General features: G+C 70.3%; 19 protein-coding genes. 12 read left to right on the top strand and 7 right to left on the bottom strand.

The window, feature by feature from the left end:
* Nucleotides 1-52 precede the first annotated feature (52 nt).
* From Vau01_RS43800 to Vau01_RS43790, 3 genes are read left to right on the top strand one after another with little or no spacing between them, the layout of a single operon-like run.
* The gene (locus Vau01_RS43800; protein WP_204006077.1) at nucleotides 53-1,105 is read left to right on the top strand and encodes an amidohydrolase family protein; all 1,053 of its coding nucleotides are present in this window, start codon (nucleotides 53-55) and stop codon (nucleotides 1,103-1,105) included.
* On the top strand, nucleotides 1,102-1,803 hold the full coding sequence (locus tag Vau01_RS43795; protein ID WP_239152325.1) for an iron-sulfur cluster assembly protein: 702 nt from the start codon (nucleotides 1,102-1,104) through the stop codon (nucleotides 1,801-1,803). Before Vau01_RS43800 ends, Vau01_RS43795 begins: the two co-directional genes overlap by 4 nt.
* Complete coding sequence (locus tag Vau01_RS43790) at nucleotides 1,800-2,822, top strand: NAD(P)-dependent alcohol dehydrogenase (protein WP_204006075.1); 1,023 nt, start codon at nucleotides 1,800-1,802, stop codon at nucleotides 2,820-2,822. Before Vau01_RS43795 ends, Vau01_RS43790 begins: the two co-directional genes overlap by 4 nt.
* A gap of 42 nt (nucleotides 2,823-2,864) precedes the next feature.
* Here Vau01_RS43790 and Vau01_RS43785 read toward each other — a convergent pair whose 3' ends face one another.
* Nucleotides 2,865-4,664, bottom strand: a complete 1,800-nt coding sequence (locus Vau01_RS43785) for a sigma-54-dependent Fis family transcriptional regulator (RefSeq protein ID WP_204006074.1) — start codon at nucleotides 4,662-4,664, stop codon at nucleotides 2,865-2,867.
* A 106-nt stretch (nucleotides 4,665-4,770) separates the two neighbouring features.
* On the opposite strand from Vau01_RS43785, the gene Vau01_RS43780 reads away from it, so the two are divergent.
* From Vau01_RS43780 to Vau01_RS43740, 9 genes are all read left to right on the top strand, one after another.
* Nucleotides 4,771-5,013, top strand: a complete 243-nt coding sequence (locus tag Vau01_RS43780) for a hypothetical protein (protein WP_204006073.1) — start codon at nucleotides 4,771-4,773, stop codon at nucleotides 5,011-5,013.
* Between the two features lie 141 nt (nucleotides 5,014-5,154).
* Entirely contained in the window at nucleotides 5,155-6,807 is a 1,653-nt protein-coding gene (locus Vau01_RS43775) for a ferritin family protein (RefSeq protein ID WP_239152324.1), read from the top strand.
* Between the two features lie 30 nt (nucleotides 6,808-6,837).
* Nucleotides 6,838-7,881, top strand: coding sequence for an NADH:ubiquinone reductase (Na(+)-transporting) subunit F (locus tag Vau01_RS43770; protein ID WP_204006072.1), 1,044 nt, complete (start codon nucleotides 6,838-6,840; stop codon nucleotides 7,879-7,881).
* Nucleotides 7,878-9,035 (top strand): ferritin family protein, encoded by a 1,158-nt coding sequence (locus tag Vau01_RS43765; RefSeq protein ID WP_204006071.1) that lies wholly within the window; start codon nucleotides 7,878-7,880, stop codon nucleotides 9,033-9,035. Before Vau01_RS43770 ends, Vau01_RS43765 begins: the two co-directional genes overlap by 4 nt.
* Entirely contained in the window at nucleotides 9,032-9,409 is a 378-nt protein-coding gene (mimD, locus tag Vau01_RS43760) for a propane 2-monooxygenase effector subunit MimD (RefSeq protein ID WP_239152323.1), read from the top strand. The genes Vau01_RS43765 and mimD overlap by 4 nt, the downstream gene beginning before the upstream one ends.
* An 8-nt stretch (nucleotides 9,410-9,417) precedes the next feature.
* Nucleotides 9,418-11,109, top strand: coding sequence for a chaperonin GroEL (gene groL / locus Vau01_RS43755; protein ID WP_204006070.1), 1,692 nt, complete (start codon nucleotides 9,418-9,420; stop codon nucleotides 11,107-11,109).
* A 200-nt stretch (nucleotides 11,110-11,309) separates the two neighbouring features.
* Entirely contained in the window at nucleotides 11,310-11,963 is a 654-nt protein-coding gene (locus tag Vau01_RS43750; RefSeq protein WP_204006069.1) for a metal-dependent transcriptional regulator, read from the top strand.
* Nucleotides 11,960-13,012, top strand: coding sequence for a multicopper oxidase domain-containing protein (locus tag Vau01_RS43745; protein WP_204006068.1), 1,053 nt, complete (start codon nucleotides 11,960-11,962; stop codon nucleotides 13,010-13,012). Before Vau01_RS43750 ends, Vau01_RS43745 begins: the two co-directional genes overlap by 4 nt.
* Entirely contained in the window at nucleotides 13,009-14,199 is a 1,191-nt protein-coding gene (locus Vau01_RS43740) for a ZIP family metal transporter (RefSeq protein ID WP_204006066.1), read from the top strand. The genes Vau01_RS43745 and Vau01_RS43740 overlap by 4 nt, the downstream gene beginning before the upstream one ends.
* On the opposite strand, the gene Vau01_RS43735 is transcribed toward Vau01_RS43740, so the two are convergent.
* The 6 genes from Vau01_RS43735 to Vau01_RS43710 all read right to left on the bottom strand — a co-directional run bounded on the left by Vau01_RS43735 (nucleotide 14,119) and on the right by Vau01_RS43710 (nucleotide 19,097).
* Nucleotides 14,119-14,814, bottom strand: coding sequence for a hypothetical protein (locus Vau01_RS43735; protein ID WP_239152322.1), 696 nt, complete (start codon nucleotides 14,812-14,814; stop codon nucleotides 14,119-14,121). The two genes, Vau01_RS43740 and Vau01_RS43735, sit on opposite strands and share 81 nt — an antisense overlap.
* A gap of 9 nt (nucleotides 14,815-14,823) precedes the next feature.
* The gene (locus Vau01_RS43730) at nucleotides 14,824-16,368 is read right to left on the bottom strand and encodes a penicillin-binding transpeptidase domain-containing protein (RefSeq protein WP_204006065.1); all 1,545 of its coding nucleotides are present in this window, start codon (nucleotides 16,366-16,368) and stop codon (nucleotides 14,824-14,826) included.
* Between the two features lie 69 nt (nucleotides 16,369-16,437).
* Nucleotides 16,438-17,247: an alpha/beta fold hydrolase gene (locus Vau01_RS43725; protein ID WP_204006064.1), complete on the bottom strand. Its 810-nt coding sequence runs from the start codon at nucleotides 17,245-17,247 to the stop codon at nucleotides 16,438-16,440.
* 47 nt (nucleotides 17,248-17,294) lie between these two features.
* Entirely contained in the window at nucleotides 17,295-18,107 is an 813-nt protein-coding gene (locus Vau01_RS43720; RefSeq protein WP_239152321.1) for a methyltransferase domain-containing protein, read from the bottom strand.
* A 30-nt stretch (nucleotides 18,108-18,137) separates the two neighbouring features.
* Nucleotides 18,138-18,686 (bottom strand): hypothetical protein, encoded by a 549-nt coding sequence (locus Vau01_RS43715; RefSeq protein WP_204006063.1) that lies wholly within the window; start codon nucleotides 18,684-18,686, stop codon nucleotides 18,138-18,140.
* Between the two features lie 42 nt (nucleotides 18,687-18,728).
* Nucleotides 18,729-19,097, bottom strand: coding sequence for a PASTA domain-containing protein (locus tag Vau01_RS43710; RefSeq protein WP_275424010.1), 369 nt, complete (start codon nucleotides 19,095-19,097; stop codon nucleotides 18,729-18,731).
* Nucleotides 19,098-19,148 lie beyond the last annotated feature (51 nt).

Raw genomic sequence — 19,148 nt, 5'->3', positions numbered from 1 at the left:
CAGGCGCGCGGGTCAGGCGGTGTCATGGCGCTCAACGGAGAAGGGCGGAGCCATGTACGAGAAGGACGGCGAGAAGTACTTCGTGGTCGACGCGCACATGCACTACTGGAACGCCGCGCCGGACAACTGGGTGCCCGGTGCCGAGCAGTTCGCCAAGGGCTGGATCGAGTGCTTCTACGCCTACCACGGCCTCGGGCCCGAGCACACCAGGTGGCCGCTGGAGAAGTACATGAAGTACTCCGAACAGGACACCATGCACGACCTGTTCGAGACCGGCCACGTCGACGTGGCGATCATGCAGCCCACGTACCTCAAGGAGTGGTACACCGAGGGCTTCAACACCACCGAGCGCAACGCGCGGCTGGCCGAGAAGCACCCGGGCCGGTTCGTGCTGAACACCCGCTGGGACCCCCGCGAGGGGGACGCCGGTCTCAAGACGCTGGCCGACAACGTCGCGCGGTGGGGTTGCCGGGGCGTCAAGCTGTACACGGCCGAGTGGCGGGAGGGCTCGCGCGGCTGGAAGCTGACCGATCCGGAGGCCTACCGGTACCTGGAGAAGTGCCAGGAACTGGGCATCAAGAACATCCACATCCACAAGGGCCCGACGATCTGGCCGCTGGACAAGGACGCGTTCGACGTCTCGGACGTCGATCACGCGGCCACCGACTTCCCCGCGCTGAACTTCATCGTCGAGCACGTCGGGCTGCCGCGCATCGAGGACTTCTGCTTCATGGCCACCCAGGAACCCAACGTCTACGCCGGCCTGTCGGTGGTGATCGGCGGTCTCATGCACGCGCGTCCGCGGTTCTTCGCGAAGGTGATGGGCGAGCTGTTGTTCTGGGTCGGCGAGGACAAGATGACCTTCGGCAGCGACTACGGCATCTGGGAACCGCAGTGGCAGGTCGAGGGCTTCGTGGACTGGGACTACCCGGCCGGCGAGGAGTACGACGACTTCCCGCGCGTCACCACGGCCACCCGGAAGAAGATCCTCGGCCTGAACGCGGCGGCGCTGTACGACATCCCGGTGCCGGCCGAGTGCCGGCTCCCGGCGGAAGCCGGCACGCCCGCGGCCGCCGAGGGCGCGCAGCTGGTCGAATCGACATGACAGTTCTTCGGGACCGGGTGCTCACGGCCCTGTCCACCGTGCGGGACCCGGAACTGGACGAGCCGGTGACCGCGCTGGGTTTCGTCGCCTCGTGCGAGGTGTCGGCCGGCGGCCACGCGGAGGTCCACCTGCGGCTGCCGACCTACTTCTGCGCGCCGAACTTCGCGTTCCTCATGGTCGCCGACGCGTACGACGCGGTGTCCACTGTGGATGGTGTCGGGCACGTGGACGTGGTGCTCGACGAGCACTTCGCGGCCGACACGATCAACGAGGGGGTGGCGGCCCGGGCCGGCTTCGCACGGAGCTTCGCCGGCGAGGCGGTCGGCGAACTCGACGGGCTGCGCGCGGACTTCCTCCGCAAGGCCGTCCTGGCCGGCACCGACCAGGTGTGCCGTCCGATGCTCGCCGCCGGCCGTTCGCCGGCGGAGCTTGCCGGGATGACGATCGGAACGGCGCCCCGGACCCCTGCGCTGGACCGGCTGCGGCACCGGCGCGCCGAACTCGGACTGCCCGCCGGCGACGGCGACCCGCTGCTGCTGGATCCGGTCACCGGAGCGGCGGTGCCGGTCGAGGCGCTCGCGTTGCATCTGCGGCGGGCCCGGACGACCAGAACCAGCCTGGAAGCCAACACCGGTATCTGCCGCGGCATGTTGCAGGTGCGCTACAACTCCGCGGGAGCGGGCGAGGAGGAGCGATGAAAGCCGTACGACTGCACGGATACCACCAGCAGCCCGTCGTCGAGGAGGTGCCGGAGCCGACCGTGCGCGGGCCGCTCGACGTCGTGGTGAAGGTCGGCGGCGCCGGCGTCTGCCGCACGGACCTGCACATCATCGAGGGCCAGTGGGCGGCGGCGATGGCGCCCGCGCTGCCCTACACGCTCGGCCACGAGAACGCCGGCTGGGTGCACGAGATCGGTTCGGCGGTGAGCAACGTCGCGGTCGGCGACACCGTGATCCTGCACCCCACCCCGACGTGCGGGCTGTGCCACGCCTGCCGCGCCGGCCAGGACATGCACTGCGCCGACAGCAGCTTCCCGGGCCTGTCGCACGACGGCGGGATGGCGGAGTACCTGCTGACGTCCGCGCGCGCGTGCGTCAAGCTCGATCCGGCGACCCGGCCGCAGGACGTCGCCGCACTCGCCGACGCCGGAATCACCGCCTACCACGCGGTCCGCAAGGCGCTTCCGTTGCTGTACCCCGGCACCACGGCGGTGGTTCTCGGCGCCGGCGGTCTCGGCCACATCGGCATCCAGTGCCTGGCCGCGCTCACCGCGGCACGCGTCGTCGTGGTCGACCGCAACCCCGACGCGCTCAAGCTCGCCGAGCAGATCGGCGCGCACGAGACGGTCGCCGCCAACGGCGGGCACGTCGACGCGGTGCGGGAGCTGACCGGCGGCGGCGCGGACGTGGTGTTCGACTTCGTCGCCGAGCAGGGCGCCGAGCAGGACGGGTTCGCGATGACCCGGCGGACCGGTTCGTACTACGTCATCGGCTACGGCGGCACGCTCACCGTGCCGACGCTGGACATCATCTCGACCGAACGCAACGTCGTCGGCAACATCGTCGGGACGTACAACGAACTGGCCGAGCTGATGGCGCTGGCCCAGTCGGGACGGGTCACGCTGCACACCCGCACCTATCCGCTGGACGCCGCCGCCGAGGCGTTCCAGGACCTCGACGCGGGCAGGGTGCGCGGGCGGGCCATCCTCGTCCCGTAGCACCTACCGGTGCGCCCGCCGTCATCGAGGTGACGGCGGGCGCTACGGCGTCGGCGTGACGATGCCGTACTCGTGGATCTTCCGGTAGATCGTCGCGCGGGACATTCCCAGGGAGTTCGCCGCCTTCGCCTTGTTTCCGGACGCGTCCAGCAGGCTCTGCACGATCGCGTCGCGCTCCATCGACTCCAACGGGTTGAGCAGCCGCCGGCTCACGGTGCGGCACTCCGGCGGCAGGTCGTCGGGTTGGATCGACCCGGTGCGGCGGTGCTGGATCACCTTCTTCATGACGTTGCCCAGCTGCTCGATGTTGCCCGGCCAGCTCGACCGGACGAGCACCTGCATCGCCTCGGGCGAGCAGACGAGGCGGCCGTCCGGACTCAGCTTCGTCAGGAAGAGCCGGACGAGGTCGTGCACGTCCTCGGCGTGATGGCGCAGCGGCGGGACCTCCACGGTGCGGGGGAAGCACTGCAGCAGTTCGGCGGACGCGCCGGCCAGCCGCAGCGTGGCCGTCACCCACAACGCGGGTCGGTTCGCCCCCGCGCGGTGCGCGCGCAACGCGGTGGTCAGGGCGCGGGCGCGTCGCCCGTCGAGCAGGTCGACGTGGCGGATCACGAGCGTGCCGTCGCCGGCCAGCTCATTGGCCACGCGGGCCGGCCAGTCGGTGGCGGCGGCGTCCGCCGCGTCGAGGACGTGGAACACGCCCGACGGGTTCCGCCGGTGGTGTACGGCCCTGAGCAGTGCCAGCTTCCCCGTTCCCGGCTCACCCGCCAGGGCCAGCCACTCGCCCGCGTCGTACGCGGCCTCGACCTGGTGGCATCCGCGCAACCAGAGCGGGCCGGAACCGACCAGTCCGGGCAGGGTCGTCGGGGTCGCGCGCACCGGCGCGCGGGTGGTGGCCCTCGGCCGGTCGACCGGGCCGGCCGGTTTCACGGTCACGATGCCGCCGGCGAGCGGGTCGCCGGCACGCGCCGGGCGGCACTGGACCCGCACCCGGCCGCCGATGGGCAGGTCGAGCACCACCGGGCCGGGGCGTCCGCTGGTCAGCACCTCGGCGGCCAGCCCCAGCACCACCGCCTGGTCGACCGGATCGAGGACCTGCCGGGCGTAGTCGTTCATCATCACCACGTCGTGGTTGAGCGCGAGCACGATGCCCGAGGTCCGGCGGCAGGCCCGCAGGTACTGCTGCAGCAGCGCGAACTCCCGCATCCCGCTGTCGTTCAGCAGCGCCTGCCGGATCTGGTCGGCAGTCGTCTTCGCCAGGGTGATCAGCAGCGGGCCGGCGTCCCGGCGCCAGCAGGTGAGGTCGATCGCGCCGACGGTCTTTCCCGAGATCGGGTGGTGGATCGGCACCCCGGCACAGGCGAGGTTCTCCAGGTGCTCGGCGTAGTGCTCGTGGCCGAACACGTGCATCGGTCGCCCGCCCTCCAGCGCCGTGCCGATGCCGTTCGTTCCGACCGACTCCTCGGCATAGCTGAAGCCCGGCGCGAGTTGGACGCTGTCGAGGTGCCGGTCGAGGTCCCAGTCCGCCGCGAGCCGGGTCAGCACCACGCCGCCCGGATCGGTGAGGATGATGCTGATCGGCTGGCCGTCGAGGTGGTCGCGGAGGCTGCGCAGCACCGGCAGCGCGCTGCGGATCAACGGGGTGTCGGGGTCGGGATCGCGGACGTAGGCGGGATCGATGTGGTCGGCCGCGACGTTCCCGCGGCGTGACCGCCACCAGGACGCCAGGATCGTGTCCCGCACCAGGTGCGGGTCGACCGACTCGGCCGTGAGGAACCGTTCCCGTGTCTCTGCGAGCCGGGCGCCATCGGTCAGCTCCGGCGGTGGCGTGCGTCCGCGCATCATCGCACCCTGCCTCCCGCTGTTCTGAAAAGAATAGGCAAGAAGACCTCGACGACTGTCTCAAGTTGAGACCTCTGCCCCGCCCTCGACGTTCTGTGATGGCGAGGTGGAGGAGACATACAACCCGTGGAGCGTGGTCAACCTCGTGTTCCACCACCTCGCCGCGCAGGGTCTGCACCCGGTGCTCGGCGACGCCGGCGACCCCGGTCCACCGGCGGCACAGTTGTTGTCGGCGTTGGGAATCCGGCCGGCGGTCGAGGGCGACCGGCAGATCGTCAACCAGGTGCGGCGCGAACTCGCCGACCTGCGGGCCGCGGCCTTCGGCGAGGATCCCGCGCCGGGAGAGTGAGCCCACGTCGGCGGCTGTCGGGGCTGCCTCATGTTGAGACCGCCGGTGGCCCCGCCGCGCGGTTTGATCCTCGGAGACGGAGTGTCGGTCTGGCCGGCCGATCGAAGTGACGGGCATCGAAGTTTTGGCAAGGAGAGACCCATGAGTCGCCAGAGTGTCGCACGGGCTCATCAGAAGATCCAGGAGCTGTCCTGGGAACCGGCGTACCACGAACCGGTGTCCCAGTACGGAACCGACTACACGTTCCGCAAGGCGCAGAAGAAGGACCCGCTCAAGCAGGTGCTCCGGTCGTACTTCCCGATGCAGGAGGAGAAGGACCACCGCGTCTACGGCGCCTCCGACGGCGCCATCCGCGGGAACATGTTCCGCCAGGTGCAGGAACGCTGGCTGGAGTGGCAGAAGCTCTTCCTCAGCATCATCCCGCTGCCGGAGATCTCGGCGGCGCGGGCGATGCCGCTGCTGTTCCGCACCGTCCCCAACCCGGAACTGCACAACGGTCAGGCGATCCAGATGATCGACGAGGTACGGCACTCGACGATCCAGCAGAACCTGAAGCGCCTGTACATGAACAACTACATCGACCCGGCCGGATTCAACAGCAGCCTGCGGAACTTCCAGAACGACTACTGCGGCACGATCGGCCGGCAGTTCGCCGAGGGGTTCATCACCGGTGACGCGATCACGGCGGCGAGCATCTACCTGACGATCGTGGCCGAGACGGCGTTCACCAACACACTCTTCGTCGCCATGCCGGCGGAGGCGGCCGCCAACGGCGACTACCTGCTGCCGACGGTGTTCCACTCGGTGCAGTCCGACGAGTCCCGGCACATCAGCAACGGCTACGCCACGCTGCTGATGGCGCTGTCGGACGAGAGCAACCACCAGTTGCTGGAGCGCGATCTGCGCTACGCCTGGTGGAACAACCACCGCGTGGTCGACGCGGCGATCGGCACGTTCATCGAGTACGGCACCAAGGACCGGCGCAAGGACCGGGAGAGCTACGCCGAGATGTGGCGCCGGTGGATCTACGACGACTACTACCGCAGCTACCTGGTGCCGCTGGAGAAGTACGGCCTGGTGATTCCGCACGACCTCATCGAGGAGGCGTGGAACCAGATCTGGAACAAGGGTTACGTGCACGAGGTCGCGCAGTTCTTCGCCACCGGATGGCTCGCCAACTACTGGCGCATCGACCCGATGACCGACAAGGACTTCGAGTGGTTCGAGCACAAGTACCCGGGCTGGTACGACCGGTACGGCAAGTGGTGGGAGAACTACAACCGTCTCTCGGTTCCCAACGGACACAACCCGATCGTCTTCGAGGACGTCGACTACCAGTACCCGCACCGGTGCTGGACCTGCATGGTGCCGTGCCTCGTCCGTGAGGACATGGTGATCGACGAGGTCGACGGCCAGGTCCGGACGTACTGCCACGAGATGTGCCGCTGGACCGACGTCACCGCGTTCCGCCCGACGTACCAGGGCCGGGAGACGCCCAACATGGGCCAGCTGATCGGCTCCCGCGAGTGGGAGACCCTCTACCACGGCTGGAACTGGGCCGACGTGGTCACCGACATGGGTTTCGTGCGCGACGACGGCAAGACGCTGGTCGCCCAGCCGCATCTCGACCTGGACCCCACCAAGATGTGGACGCTGGACCACCTGCGCCGCTGCCCTCCGCTGCAGAGCCCCAACGTCCTGCTCAACGAGATGTCGCCCGAGGAGCGCGAGGCGTTCCGCGCGAACTACGTGCGCGGCGGCCCCGCCGGACGGTTCGCCCGGACAGAGGACTGAGTCCGCAGCGGCGTCATGAAGCACGGCGTCATGAAACACACTGTGCGGTTCGAGCCGGTCGGGATCGAGATCGAGGTCGACGAGGAGCAGACGGTCCTGCGCGCCGCCGCCGAGCAGGGCGTGATGCTCATGCACGGCTGCAAGGAGGGGCAGTGCGCCTCCTGCAAGTCCTTCGTGCTCGACGGCGACGACATCGAGCTCGACCGGTACTCCACGTTCGCGCTGCCCGACTACGAGCGGGAGGAGGGCTTCACGCTGCTGTGCCGGGCGCACGTGTACGAGGACGTCACGATCGAGCTGATCAACTTCGACGAGGACATGATCCGGTCCGGGCTGCCGATCCAGCAGGCGGTGGCCGAGGTGGTGGCGAACGACCCGGTCACCCACGACATGCGCCGGCTGGTGCTGAAGCTGATCGAGCCGACGGAGCTCAAGTTCTTTCCCGGCCAGTACGTCGACATCGCCGTGCCCGGCACCGACGCGACGCGGTCGTTCTCGATGGCGAACACGTCGAGCCGGGAGAGCGGCCACCTGGAGTTCGTCATCAAGATCTACCCGGGCGGCCTGTTCTCGGGCCTCCTGGACACCCGCCTCGCGATCGGTGACCGGCTCGACCTGACCGGCCCGTTCGGGGTGTTCACCCTCCGCGAGGGCGAGAACGACCTGGTCTTCCTCGGTGGCGGGGCCGGGATGGCGCCGATCCTGTCGCTGCTGCGCTCGATGGCCGAGCGCGGCCTCGGGCGCCGGGCGACCTTCTACTACGGCGCGCGCCGCCGCCACGACCTCTGTTTCGAGGACGAGCTGCGCGGGCTGGAGGAGACCCTGCCCGGGTTCCGGTACGTCCCCGCGCTGTCCGAGCCCACCGCCGGGGACGGCTGGGACGGCGAGGTCGGCCTCATCACCGACGTGGTGAAACGGCACGAGACCGACCTCAAGCGCTCGCACGCCTACGTCTGCGGGCCACCGCCGATGGTCGAGGCCGCGATGCCGATGCTCGCCGGCCTCGGAGTCCCGGAGAAGCACATCTACTACGACAAGTTCACCACGACGGGTGAAAGTGAGGGCACCTCATGACACGCAGCGTTCCCCAACCGGTCTTCACCGACGCGGAGGCCGGCGCCCGGGAGTTTCCCGACTCGAATGCCCGCCGGTTCAACTACTACACCCCGCAGAAGCGCAAGCAGACGCACTACGAGGACGTGACCGTCGAGGTCCAGCCCGACCCGCGGCACTACCTCAGCCAGGGCTGGCTCTACGGCTTCTCCAACGGGGTCGGCGGCTACCCGCTCGACTGGACCGTTCTCAAGGCGTGGGGCTCCGACCGGCCGGAACCCGTGCGTGGGCCGGGATCCGGTGGGCAGGGCTACGAGTGGCCGGCGCACGGCTGGCACGAGTTCCGCGACCCGAACGAGGAGTGGGAGCTGTCGCTGTACCGCTACAACTCCAACGTCGTGCGTCAGCTCGGCCAGAACATCGAAGCCGCCCGCCGGTCCAAGGCGTTCACGCAGTGGAACCGCAACTGGGTGCGCTTCGTCGAGTCGCACGTCGGCGCCTGGATGCACGTCGACCACGGGCTCGGGCTGTACCTGTTCGCCAACGCCAACCGGCGCGCGCCGACCAACATGCACAACAACGCGATCTCCGTGAACAGCATGCACCGGATCCGTTCGGCACAGGATCTGGCGCTGTACAACCTCACGCTCAGCGAGGAGATCGAGGCCTTCGACGGCACAGCCCACCTCACCGCCTGGAACGAGGACCCGGCGTGGCAGGGCGTCCGCGAGGTCGCCGAGCAGCTGACCGCCGTCGACGACTGGTGCGAGGCCGTCTTCGCGGCGAACGTCGTGTTCGAGCCCCTGGTGGGCGAGCTGTTCCGCAGCCACCTCGTGCAGCAGGCCGCGCCGGGCAACGGCGACTTCGTCACGCCGACGGTCGTCGGCGCGGAGGAGTACGACTTCTCCGAGCGGGACCTGCGCTACACGAAGGCGATGTTCACGCTGCTGACCAACGACCGCGAGTTCGCCAGCCACAACAAGGCGATCCTGCACGGGTGGCTCGGTGACTGGGTGCCGCGGGCCCTTGCCGCCGCCCGCACCCTGCAGCCGTTGTGGTCGCAGCCGGACGCCCGGCCGCCCCGGTTCGAAGACGGTCTCGACCGTGCCAAGAGCCGGTTCAGCGGCATCCTCGCCGAGCTGGACCTCGACACCCCGAAGGAGCTGGCACAGTGACCACGACGTTCGGCGGCACGGACAGCCGGTTCAAGTCCGACAGCACGGCATCGAACATGTGCGGCTTCACGTTGATGAACAACCAGGTCGGCGTGGTGGTGGCGCAGGTGATGTCGACCAAGGAGAACGTCCGGGTGACACCCCTGCCGTCGATGATCCGGGTCGACGCGGAGCACCGGATGGACGTCGTCTACGACGAGATCTCCGAGGCTCTCGGCGAGGAGCCCGGCTACTTCGACCACGCCGAGTTCGAGGAGAACATGTCCACCCACTACGGCCGCATGATCCACGAGGACGACCGCACGATCATGTTCGCCAACCCCGAGGACGCCGCCGAGTACATCGGTTTCGATCTGACGGCCGGATCGAGGTAGTCCACGCCATGGCCAAGGAACTTCGTTTCGACGCGGAAGCGCGCACCCTGTTGCTCGTCGGCGTCGACCAGCTCGCCGCCGCGGTCAAGTCGACCCTCGGGCCGAAGGGGCGCAACGTCATCCTGGAGAAGATCACCGGATCACCGGTCATCACCAACGACGGCGTCACGATCGCCCGCGAGATCCACCTCAAGAACCAGTTCGAGAACATGGGCGCCCAACTGGTCAAGGAAGCGGCGATCAAGACCAACGACGTGGTCGGCGACGGCACGACCACCGCGACCGTCCTGGCCCAGGCGATCATCCGCGAAGGCATGACGGCGATCGGCGCCGGCGCCAATCCGGTACTGGTCAAGCGCGGCGTCGACCTCGCCGTCGCGCGCCTGGTCACGCACCTGCACGCGGTGGCCCACCCGGTCAGCACGGAGGCGGACTACGCGCGGGTGGCGGCGATCTCGGCCAACGACGACGACACCGTCGGCGCGGTCATCGCCAAGGCGTTGTACACGGTCGGCGACCGCGGCATCGTCACCGTGGAGGAGTCCCCGGTCAACGGCATGGACGTCGACTTCATCGAGGGTTTCGAGTTCGACAACGGGTACGTCTCGCCGTACCTGGTGACCAACCCGGCCAGCCTCGAAGCCGTCGTCGACGACCCGTACATCCTGCTGTGCGCCGAGAAGATCACCAAGGTCCAGCAGTTGATGCCGCTGCTCGACCGGGTCATGCGGGCGCCGCGGCCGCTGGTCGTCATCGCCGAGACCGTCGAGGGCACCGCGCTCAGCATGCTGGTGCACAACCACCTGAACCGGGTGTTCCAGTGTGTGGCGGTCCGGGCTCCCGGCTTCGGCGACCGGCGCCTGCACAAGCTGGAGGACATCGCCGCGATCACCGGCGGCTCCGTCTACAGTAGACACTCCGGGTTCACCCTGGAGACGATGACGATCGAGCACCTCGGGCGGGCCGCGCAGGTGCGCGTCACCGCCGACCGCACCGCCATCGTCGGCGGCTACGGTTCCCCCGACGACGTGGAGTTCCGGATCACCCAACTGCGGGCGGAACTGGAGCGGGCCACGTTCGGCGTCGACGAAGACGTGCTGACCGAACGGATCGGGGCGCTGTCCGGCAAGGTCGCGGTCATCCGGGTCGGTGCGCCGACGCCGGCCGAACTCAAGGAGTTGCAGCACCGGGTCGAGGACGCCCTGTCGGCCACCCGGGCCGCGATGGCGGAAGGCATCGTCGCCGGGGGCGGTGCCGCTCTGCTGCACGCCGTCGCAGCCCTCGACGACCTGAAGCTGAAGGACGACTACGCCATCGGGGTGGACATCGTGCGCCGGGCACTCACCGAGCCGGCGTTCCTGATCGCCGCGAACGCCGGGTACTCCGGCCAGGAGGTCGTCGCACGCATGGCGACGATGGACGTCGACGGCGGGTTCGACGCCCTGGACGGGCGGTTCGGCGACATGGTCGAGATGGGCATCATCGACCCGCTGCGGGTCGCCCGCACCGCGCTGCAGAACGGAGCCTCCGTCGCCGGCCTGCTGTTGACGACCAATACGCTGATCGCCGAGGAGCAGACGCCCTGGGGTGGCAGCGCCGCCCTGATGACCCAGTTCGGACCGCTGGACGAGGGCCTGCACCAGCCGTCACCCGACTCCAGCACCCCGCAGTCGCTCGGCCTGGGTCCTTCTGTCGGCTGAGTCTTCCAACAGCGGAGCTCGCCCGGTGGATCCGCGCCACAGACCCTCACCTGTGGCGCGGATCCACCGTTGTGTCCACAGTGGATGGTGCTTTTCCGTCTCACGATGAGACGACTCTCACCGACCGGCGGAGACCGCTCTAATGTGGCCTCATGGTGGCTGGATCGCGGGAACGTGGGCATCACGCGTGCTGTTCGACGGTGTACACCGAGACCGTCGAAGACTACCTGAAGGCGATCTTCGAGTTGGTCACGAGAACCGGGGAGGCGACGACCTCCTCGCTGGCCGGTTGGCTCGGCGTGGCGGCGCCCACGGCGTCGGCGATGTTGAAACGCCTCGACGCCGACCACCTGATCGCCCGTCGCGGTGGGCACCGGGTCGTGCTGACGGCGCACGGCAGACGGCACGCCCTCGCCGTGGTCCGGCGGCACCGGCTGATCGAGGAGTTTCTGGTCCGGATCCTCGACGTTCCGTGGGAGGACGTGCACGACGAGGCGGAGGTGCTCGAGCACGCCGTCAGCGACCGCGTGCTCGAACGCATCGACGCGGTCCTCGGCCGGCCGACCCACGACCCGCACGGGGATCCGATCCCCACCCCGGACGGTCCGCACGTGGAGGAGTGGGCGATGCCCCTGTCGCAGGCGCCGTGCGGTGGAGCGTTCCACGTCGAGCGGGTCCGCGACCGGAACCCTGATGCGTTGCGCCACCTGGGTCGGCTCGGCGTACGTCCCGGGGTCGTGCTCGACGTGGTCGGGCAGGATCCGTACGGTGGCCCGCTGTGGGTGACGGTCGCGGGCCGGCGGCACGCGCTGGGACCGGAGCTCGCCGACCTCGTGTTCGGTGTGCCGGCATGAGTTCGCGGCGTTGGGTGTTGGCGGCGGCCGGCGGCACGGTCCTCGCCGCCGCGCCGTTAGGGGCGGCGGTTCCGGCCGTCGCGCCGCTGCGGGCGGTTCCGGCCGACGACCACGACGCGCACGGTCCCGGCGCCCACGGTCCGATGACGGGCCTGAACGGACCGACGTTCCGCACGGGCGGGCGCGTCGACCACGAGGCCAACGGCTTCGACCCGGGGCTGACCCTCCGCGACTTCGACTACGGCCACACCTCGATCGGCGCCGACGGGCGCACCGTGCGCGAGTGGGAGGTCGTCGCGGTCGACCGGGAGATCGAGATCGCACCGGGCCTCCGGTTCGCCGCGTGGACGTTCAACGGCCGGATTCCCGGACCCACGCTCCGGTGCACCGAGGGGGACCTCCTGCGGGTCCGGTTCATCAACCGCTCCGAACACCCGCACACCATGCACTTCCACGGCATCCACCCGGCCGGGATGGACGGCGTGCCGATGATCGGGCGCGGGATCATCTCCCCCGGCGAGGAGTTCACCTACACCTTCGACGCCGAACCCTTCGGGCTCCATCTCTACCACTGCCACGTCGGCCCCCTGGCCGAGCACATCGCCCGCGGCATGTACGGCACGTTCGTCATCGACCCGAAGGCCGGGCGCCCGCCCGCCGACGAGTTGGTGCTCGTGCAGCACGGATACAACACCACGTTCGACGGGCAGGGCAATCAGCTGTACGCCGTCAACGGCATACCGTTCGCCTACGTCGACGCCCCGATCCGGGTCAGGCGCGGGCAACTCGTGCGGATCTATCTGGTCAACACCCTCGAATACGACCCGATCAACAGCTTCCACCTGCACGGCAACTTCTTCGACTACTACCCGACCGGCACCCGGCTCGAACCGGCGGAGTTCACCGACACCGTCGTTCAGGGTCAGGGGCAGCGCGGGATCTGCGAGGTGCGGTTCCCCCACCCGGGAAAGTACATGTTCCACGCCCACAAGACCGAGTTCGCCGATCTCGGCTGGATGGGCCTGTTCGACGTCGAGGACGCGGCATGACCGCCGTCGATGCAACCTCGGGTACCCACCGCGTCCGGATGTGGGGACTGGTGCTGGTCGTGCTCGCCCTGATCGTGGTCGTGCCGGCGATCCTGACCGCCGACGGCGGCCTGCTCCCCCACCGGGCCGGACCCCCGATCGAGGCACTCTCCGTCGAGCGGACGACGTTCGCGCCGGGCTCGATCGAGCTGACGATCCGCAACACCGGGCCGGATCCCGTGCGCGTCGCGCAGGTCGGCGTCAACGACACGTACGTCGACTTCAGCGGAGGCGTGGAGCCGATCGCCCGGCTCCGATCGGCAAAACTGACCCTCTCCTACCCGTGGATGTCCGGGCAGCCCTACACCATCTCGATCCTCACCTCGACCGGGCTGGTCATCGAACACACCGTGCCGGCGGCCACGATCACGCCGGAGCCGGGCGCCGATCTCATCCGGGTCATGACCGTCCTCGGAATCTGTGTCGGTGTGATTCCCGTGGCGCTGGGCATGCTCGTGCTGCCGGCGCTCCGGCGGGCCGGCCGCGGAGTCGTCACCGTGCTCCTGGCCGTGACGGTCGGTCTGCTCGGATTCCTCGCCGTCGACGCGGCGTTCGAGGGTCTCGCGCTGGGCGGGTTGGCGGGCGAGGCGTTCGGCGGGCCCCGGCTGGTGGTACTCGGAGCGGGCCTGGCGTTCCTCGCCCTCACCGCGATCGATCGCATGCTGGACCGGCGCCGGCGGGGTCGGGAAACCACCACCGACGGGTCCCAGCTGGCGTTGATGGTCGCCGTCGGCATCGGTCTGCACAACGCCGGTGAAGGTCTCGCGATCGGATCGGCCTACGCGATCGGCGAACTCGCCGTCGGAGCCGCGCTCGTGGTCGGCTTCGCCGTGCACAACACCACGGAGGGACTGGCCATCGTCGCTCCCCTGGCCAGCCAGCGCCCGCCGATCGGTTCGCTGATCCTCCTCGGCGCCATCGCCGGGGCTCCCGTGATTCCCGGCGCGGTGATCGGTGTCGTCATCGACAACGCCGCCCTGTCGGCGGTTCTGCTCGGGATCGGGGTCGGCGCGATCGTCCAGGTGATCGTTCAGATCGCACGCACACTCCGAAGCCGGGACGATCGGCTACTCCGGCCCGCGGTCGTCGCCGGGCTCGCCGGTGGCGTGGCCGTCATGTACCTCACCGGCCTGCTCGTACCCGCGTAGGTCGCGGTCGGGGTTGAGCGCCCGCACCACGGCGTCGGTGAGCGGCCGCATGGCCACGACGTGCGCCACGGCCGCCCGGTCGACCTCGATCTCGTAGTAGTCCCGGGCGAAGTCGACGTAGCGGTCGACGATGTCGTCGCCCAGGATGGCGAGCCGGTCGGCGCCGTCGGGGCTGGTGTCGTAGGGCCCCCGTGACGGCGGGAACGTGATGCCGGCACCGGCGTGCCAGCCGTCGTCGCCGGTGCGCCGCCACAGCACGGCGGTGGCGTTCAGACTGCCCTCGTCGCAGAACGCGGGCTCGGTGACGTGTGCGCGGAACTCCGGCGGGAGTCCGTCGAGCAGGCCGGGCCACAGCGCGTGGTCGTCGTCGGCGTACGGCGTCATGCCGGACTCGTGGTCGAACACGCGAATGAACACGCCCGCGTCGGTGAACACGATGGAGTACTCGTCGCCGCTGCCGTTGCTCATCAGCGCCGCCTCGTCGTCGCCCCATGCGACGTAGGCGTAGTACGGATAGCCGGAGTCCTGAATCCGCTCCAGCACGGCCAGTGCCCGGCACCGGTCGCGCAGCACGTCGATCGGGGGCAGCCGGTCGGCGATGTCGTAGACGTTCACTCCACGACCTTACGGACCGGCGACGGCGAGTTCCCGTGGCGGGGCGGTGAAGTCGCGGGCCGGCAGGGGTGCCAGGCCGTCGTGTTCGACCTCGGCGGCCGCGGTGATGGCGCCCTCCGGCACACCGGCGGCGATCTGTACCCGGCCGCCACCCACGCCCGGCGCGGTCGCGACCATGGCCGCGGTGACCAGCTGCGGCCCGGCGACCACCACGGAGAGCGTGCGGCGGTTCTCGGTCAGGCCGGTCTGGCCGGACACCGGGCGGCCCACTGTCCCGCGCACGCCTCCGGCCGGGACGCTGCCCGCACCGCACCGGTCACCGAACACGGACCGGTCGCCCAGCGGGCAGCGGCCGGCGTCGATCGCGGCCCGGGCCACCTCGGGGCGGAGCACCGACTCGCAGCGCGGCCCGACACCGGGAACCGGCTTCCCCCCGGCGTCGGCGACACCGGCGACGGGCAGCGGGTCGCAGCGGACGCCGTCGGCGGCCAGGGTCGCGTAGGCGGTGGCCAGATCAAGGGCGGTCGTCGACGAGACGCCGAGGGTGAACGCACCCCACGACGCGCCGTTCGGGGGCTTGCTCAGCTGCTGGTCGAGCTCGCCGCGGAAGGTGATACCCAGCCGCTGGGCCATCGCGATCACCTTGTCGGCGCCCATCCGCTCCTGCACCGCCACGAAGTACGTCACGACCGCGTGGCCGAACGCGTCCCACATGGTGCGCCGGCCCGACCGGTACGCCGGGTCGCCGGTGTTGGCCGGACACCAGTACCCGCCGCCGCAGGCCACCGGGCTCTGCGGCTCGATCCGGTACTTCGACACGTACACCCGCTCGGTGTCGATCGCGTGGTCCAGCGTCAGGCCGCTGTCCAACGCCGCGGCCACCGTGAACATCATGAACGGCGCGCCCGCCGCCTCGCCGGGGGTGTCGGCGTCACCGGACACGAGCGGATCCACCAGATCCGGCCCCGTGGACCGCCACACCGGCTGGCCCGGACCCGCCGAAGCCGAGGCCGAGGGCGGTGGCGGCGGGCGGCGGAAGTTGCGGTTCACGGCCATCGTCCTGACCAGACCGGTGCCGGGCTCGACCGTGGCCAGCGAGAACACCTTCGGATCGGTGACCGGCAGCAGCGCGTCGACCCGCTGCTTCGCGCCGGCCTGCAGACGCGGGTCGAGCGAACCACCGATGCGGTACCCACCGTGCCGCAGGCGGTCCAGCCGCTGCGCCTCGTCTGCCCCGAAGGCGGCCTGCGACCGCCACCACGTGACCACGTAGTCGCAGAAGTAGCCCCAGTCGTTGACCGGCACCCGCAGACAGCTCCCGCGGGGATCGTCGGTGTCGAACCGCGCGATCAGCGTCGTACCGTCGGCCGCGTACAACTCCGAGGCCCGCGGACGCGGCGCCGCCGACGCACCGGGCGGGGTCGCGCTTCGGGACCGCCACACGACGACACCCACCGCGGCGGCGCACACCAGAACCACCATCACCGCCAGCGCCACACGCCGGCCGCCGAGCCCGGGCCGGTGCGTCGACTCGATGATCGATTCGCCCGCCATGGAAACCCCGTCCCCCTGAGTGGCCGGATCCTATCCATTCACGTCGCTGGCCGCTGTCCCGATCCGGTCCTACCGGTCGTCGGCGTGCCGGGCGGCGGCGGTGAAGATTTCGGCCATCTTCGTCGCCGGCCAGGAGTGGTCGCCCTGTTGCGGGTGAAGGGTCGCCTCGGGCAGCGCGGCGGCGAGCCATCGGGCGTGTGCCGCCGGTGCGTTCTCGTCGTCCACACCGAACCAGATGTCGACCGGCGCGCGCACCTCGCCCAGGTCGAAGGCCCACGGACGATGCAGAGCGACCAGATCGTCGACCATGCCGACGACGCCCTGACGCAACGACTCGTCGCCGGCGGGCAGCCCCGCACCGGCCAGCGCCTGGACGAGCGCCGGCTCCACCGCCTCCGCCCCACCCGTGTACGCGAGCCGGAACAGCTGCGCGGTGCCGGCGTCCATCCCCGCGAAGTACGCATCGGACCCGATCAGGTCGATGGGTGCCGGCGGCACCACCACCGTGACACCGACCACCCGGTCCGGCATACCCGCCGCGCAGGCCAGCGCGTGCGGCGCCCCACCCGAACCGCCGACGACGACGCAGCGGTCGGCGCCCAGGTGATCCAGGAGCACACCGATGTCGGCCACCGCGTCGAAGACCGTACGCCCCGGTGCCCGGCTCGAACGCCCGTAGCCCGGCCGGTCGTACGTCAGGTACCGCAACCCCAACTGCCGGAGCAGGTCGGTCGCCGGCAACGCCGAACGACGGCTACCGGGCGTGCCGTGCAGACCGACGACCACCCTGCCGTCGGGGTCACCGTGGCTGTCGGCAGCGATCACACGCTCGCCGGTACGGACGACAAAGCCGGGCTCAGCTGAATTGACGGACGTCATCGCGACACCCTACGGTGCGCCGGCCGCCACCGTGGCGCCCCGCCGGGTCAGCCCGGGCGGCGTCCCCATGCCGAGATCAGCGGCGCGAGGGTGAGATCGAGCTCGCCGGCATCGACGGCGGCCAGGTGCGCGTCGATCTCGGCGTCGTCGGTCAGCCCGGCGGCGAGCAACTCGGCGCGGACCATGCGCACGGTCGCGGTCTCCAACCGGTCGCAGGCGACCCCGCCGACCGGGAAGCAGCCGGCCGCCGCGACATCGACCAGGCCGGCCGCCCGCAACGCCCGCGGCAACGTGCGGCCGTAGCGCAGGTCGGCGCCGCGGCGGGTCATCAACTCGCGGACGGCGCGCCGCAGCCGGTTGGCGCGCTGCTCTGCCGGGCCGACCTCGTCGAGACAGGCGAGCGGCTGCAGCTCGGTGTCGGCGTCCTCTACCAACAGCCAGCCACCGGGCCGCAGCGCCGCCACCATCGTCGCCAACGCCCGGGCCCGGTCGGGCACGTGAACGAGCACGAGCCGGGCGTGCACCAGATCGAACGTGCCCCGCTGCGGCGGCGGGTCCCCGACGATGTCGTGCCGCAGCACCTCGTACCCGCCGCGCGGGTCCAACCAGGCCGTATTGATGTCCGTGGCCAGAACGTAACCGGTCGGCCCGACGGCCGCGACGAGTGCCTCGGGAACGCCGGGGCCTCCGGCGCCGACGTCCCAGCAACGCCAGCCCGCCCGCACCCCGAGCCGGTCGACGTGCCCCCGGGTGACACCGTCTAACAACTCGGCCAGCCACGCGAACCGCTCGCCCGCCTCCACCCGGGCGTTGTCGAGCAGGTAGCGGTGATCCGGGCCAGCCCCAGGGTCTGAACTCATGCCCCATCCTCACCACCTTGCGGTGCCACGTCAGCGCGACGCGGCGAGCAGCCGCACGCAGACCAGCATCTTGGCGTCCTCGGGCTGGTCGAAGTCGTCGACCGTGGCGGAGGCGAACCGGCCGGATGCGTTGACAGGCGGGCACCACGGCGCAGCGGGAAGCAGGTTCGGACCGTCGGCGGTGGACGCCGTGGCCAGGTCCTCGCGGACGTACGCCAGCAGCACGCCCTGGATCAGGTACGCGATCGCCTCGACCGGCGGCAGCCGATCCGTATCGCCGGCGAACGTCCCCACGCCGACGTTGACCCCGACCCGGGCGGCCCGCTCGGCGCAGGAGAGCAGAGCGTCGCGGCGTCCACCGGCGGGCGCACACTCCCAGGCGACACGGAGCCGATCAGTGATACACGTCACCGGAAGAGCCGCCGGGTCGACGCCGGCGTCGTGAGCGGACGCGGCCGCGGCCACGGCCGACTCGGTGAGCACCCGCATCAGGAAGTCGGAATCGTGCACGTCCTCGACGGCGGCGAACGGTCCGTACGGATGCGGTGGTTGCGGGTTGGGCAGGCTGGAGATCGGCACGAGCCCTCACGGTATCGCCACTGTCTGCGCCCACGCTGTCACTCAGCTGGGACTCTGCTGTGCCCGAAACCCGGGTTGCCCGCTTTCCGGGTCCCGCTCCGCGCCGAGCACATCCCGTGGCGGCACGGGCCGGCGTGGTTCCCGATCCCCGGCCGCGTGGCCACCGGCCCCCTCCCGAAACTTGACCACGACGGATCCACTGCGGTGCAGGACAGATCCGGGCGCGGGGCGTTGAGCGGTGACGATCCAGACGCCGGGCCAGGTCAGGGCGCCCAGCGGCGGGCCGTCCGGGTCCTCGGCGGCGACGACGACGCCGGCATCCCACGCCACCCGCCGGGCGTCCCCGACGGTCAGTCCCACCACATCCGGGACCGTAACCTCATCAGCGTTGCTCGGTCCGACCCAGGTCATCTCGTCACCCCCGACGTCCACGATGGCCGATCGTACTGCGGACGGAAGCCC

Source organism: Virgisporangium aurantiacum (genome assembly GCF_016863635.1).
Lineage (GTDB): Bacteria > Actinomycetota > Actinomycetes > Mycobacteriales > Micromonosporaceae > Virgisporangium > Virgisporangium aurantiacum.
The sequence above is the reverse complement of the archived record's forward strand: the minus strand, read 5'-3'. Positions and strand labels throughout refer to the sequence as shown.

Bases quoted from the DNA above. Each gene is read 5' to 3' on its own strand.
- Vau01_RS43800 (WP_204006077.1), top strand. From the start codon at position 53: ATGTACGAGAAGGACGGCGAGAAGTACTTCGTGGTCGACGCGCACATG.
- Vau01_RS43795 (WP_239152325.1), top strand. From the start codon at position 1,102: ATGACAGTTCTTCGGGACCGGGTGCTCACGGCCCTGTCCACCGTGCGG.
- Vau01_RS43790 (WP_204006075.1), top strand. From the start codon at position 1,800: ATGAAAGCCGTACGACTGCACGGATACCACCAGCAGCCCGTCGTCGAG.
- Vau01_RS43785 (WP_204006074.1), bottom strand. From the start codon at position 4,664: ATGCGCGGACGCACGCCACCGCCGGAGCTGACCGATGGCGCCCGGCTC.
- Vau01_RS43775 (WP_239152324.1), top strand. From the start codon at position 5,155: ATGAGTCGCCAGAGTGTCGCACGGGCTCATCAGAAGATCCAGGAGCTG.
- Vau01_RS43770 (WP_204006072.1), top strand. From the start codon at position 6,838: ATGAAACACACTGTGCGGTTCGAGCCGGTCGGGATCGAGATCGAGGTC.
- Vau01_RS43765 (WP_204006071.1), top strand. From the start codon at position 7,878: ATGACACGCAGCGTTCCCCAACCGGTCTTCACCGACGCGGAGGCCGGC.
- groL (WP_204006070.1), top strand. From the start codon at position 9,418: ATGGCCAAGGAACTTCGTTTCGACGCGGAAGCGCGCACCCTGTTGCTC.
- Vau01_RS43745 (WP_204006068.1), top strand. From the start codon at position 11,960: ATGAGTTCGCGGCGTTGGGTGTTGGCGGCGGCCGGCGGCACGGTCCTC.
- Vau01_RS43740 (WP_204006066.1), top strand. From the start codon at position 13,009: ATGACCGCCGTCGATGCAACCTCGGGTACCCACCGCGTCCGGATGTGG.
- Vau01_RS43730 (WP_204006065.1), bottom strand. From the start codon at position 16,368: ATGGCGGGCGAATCGATCATCGAGTCGACGCACCGGCCCGGGCTCGGC.
- Vau01_RS43725 (WP_204006064.1), bottom strand. From the start codon at position 17,247: ATGACGTCCGTCAATTCAGCTGAGCCCGGCTTTGTCGTCCGTACCGGC.
- Vau01_RS43720 (WP_239152321.1), bottom strand. From the start codon at position 18,107: ATGAGTTCAGACCCTGGGGCTGGCCCGGATCACCGCTACCTGCTCGAC.
- Vau01_RS43710 (WP_275424010.1), bottom strand. From the start codon at position 19,097: ATGACCTGGGTCGGACCGAGCAACGCTGATGAGGTTACGGTCCCGGAT.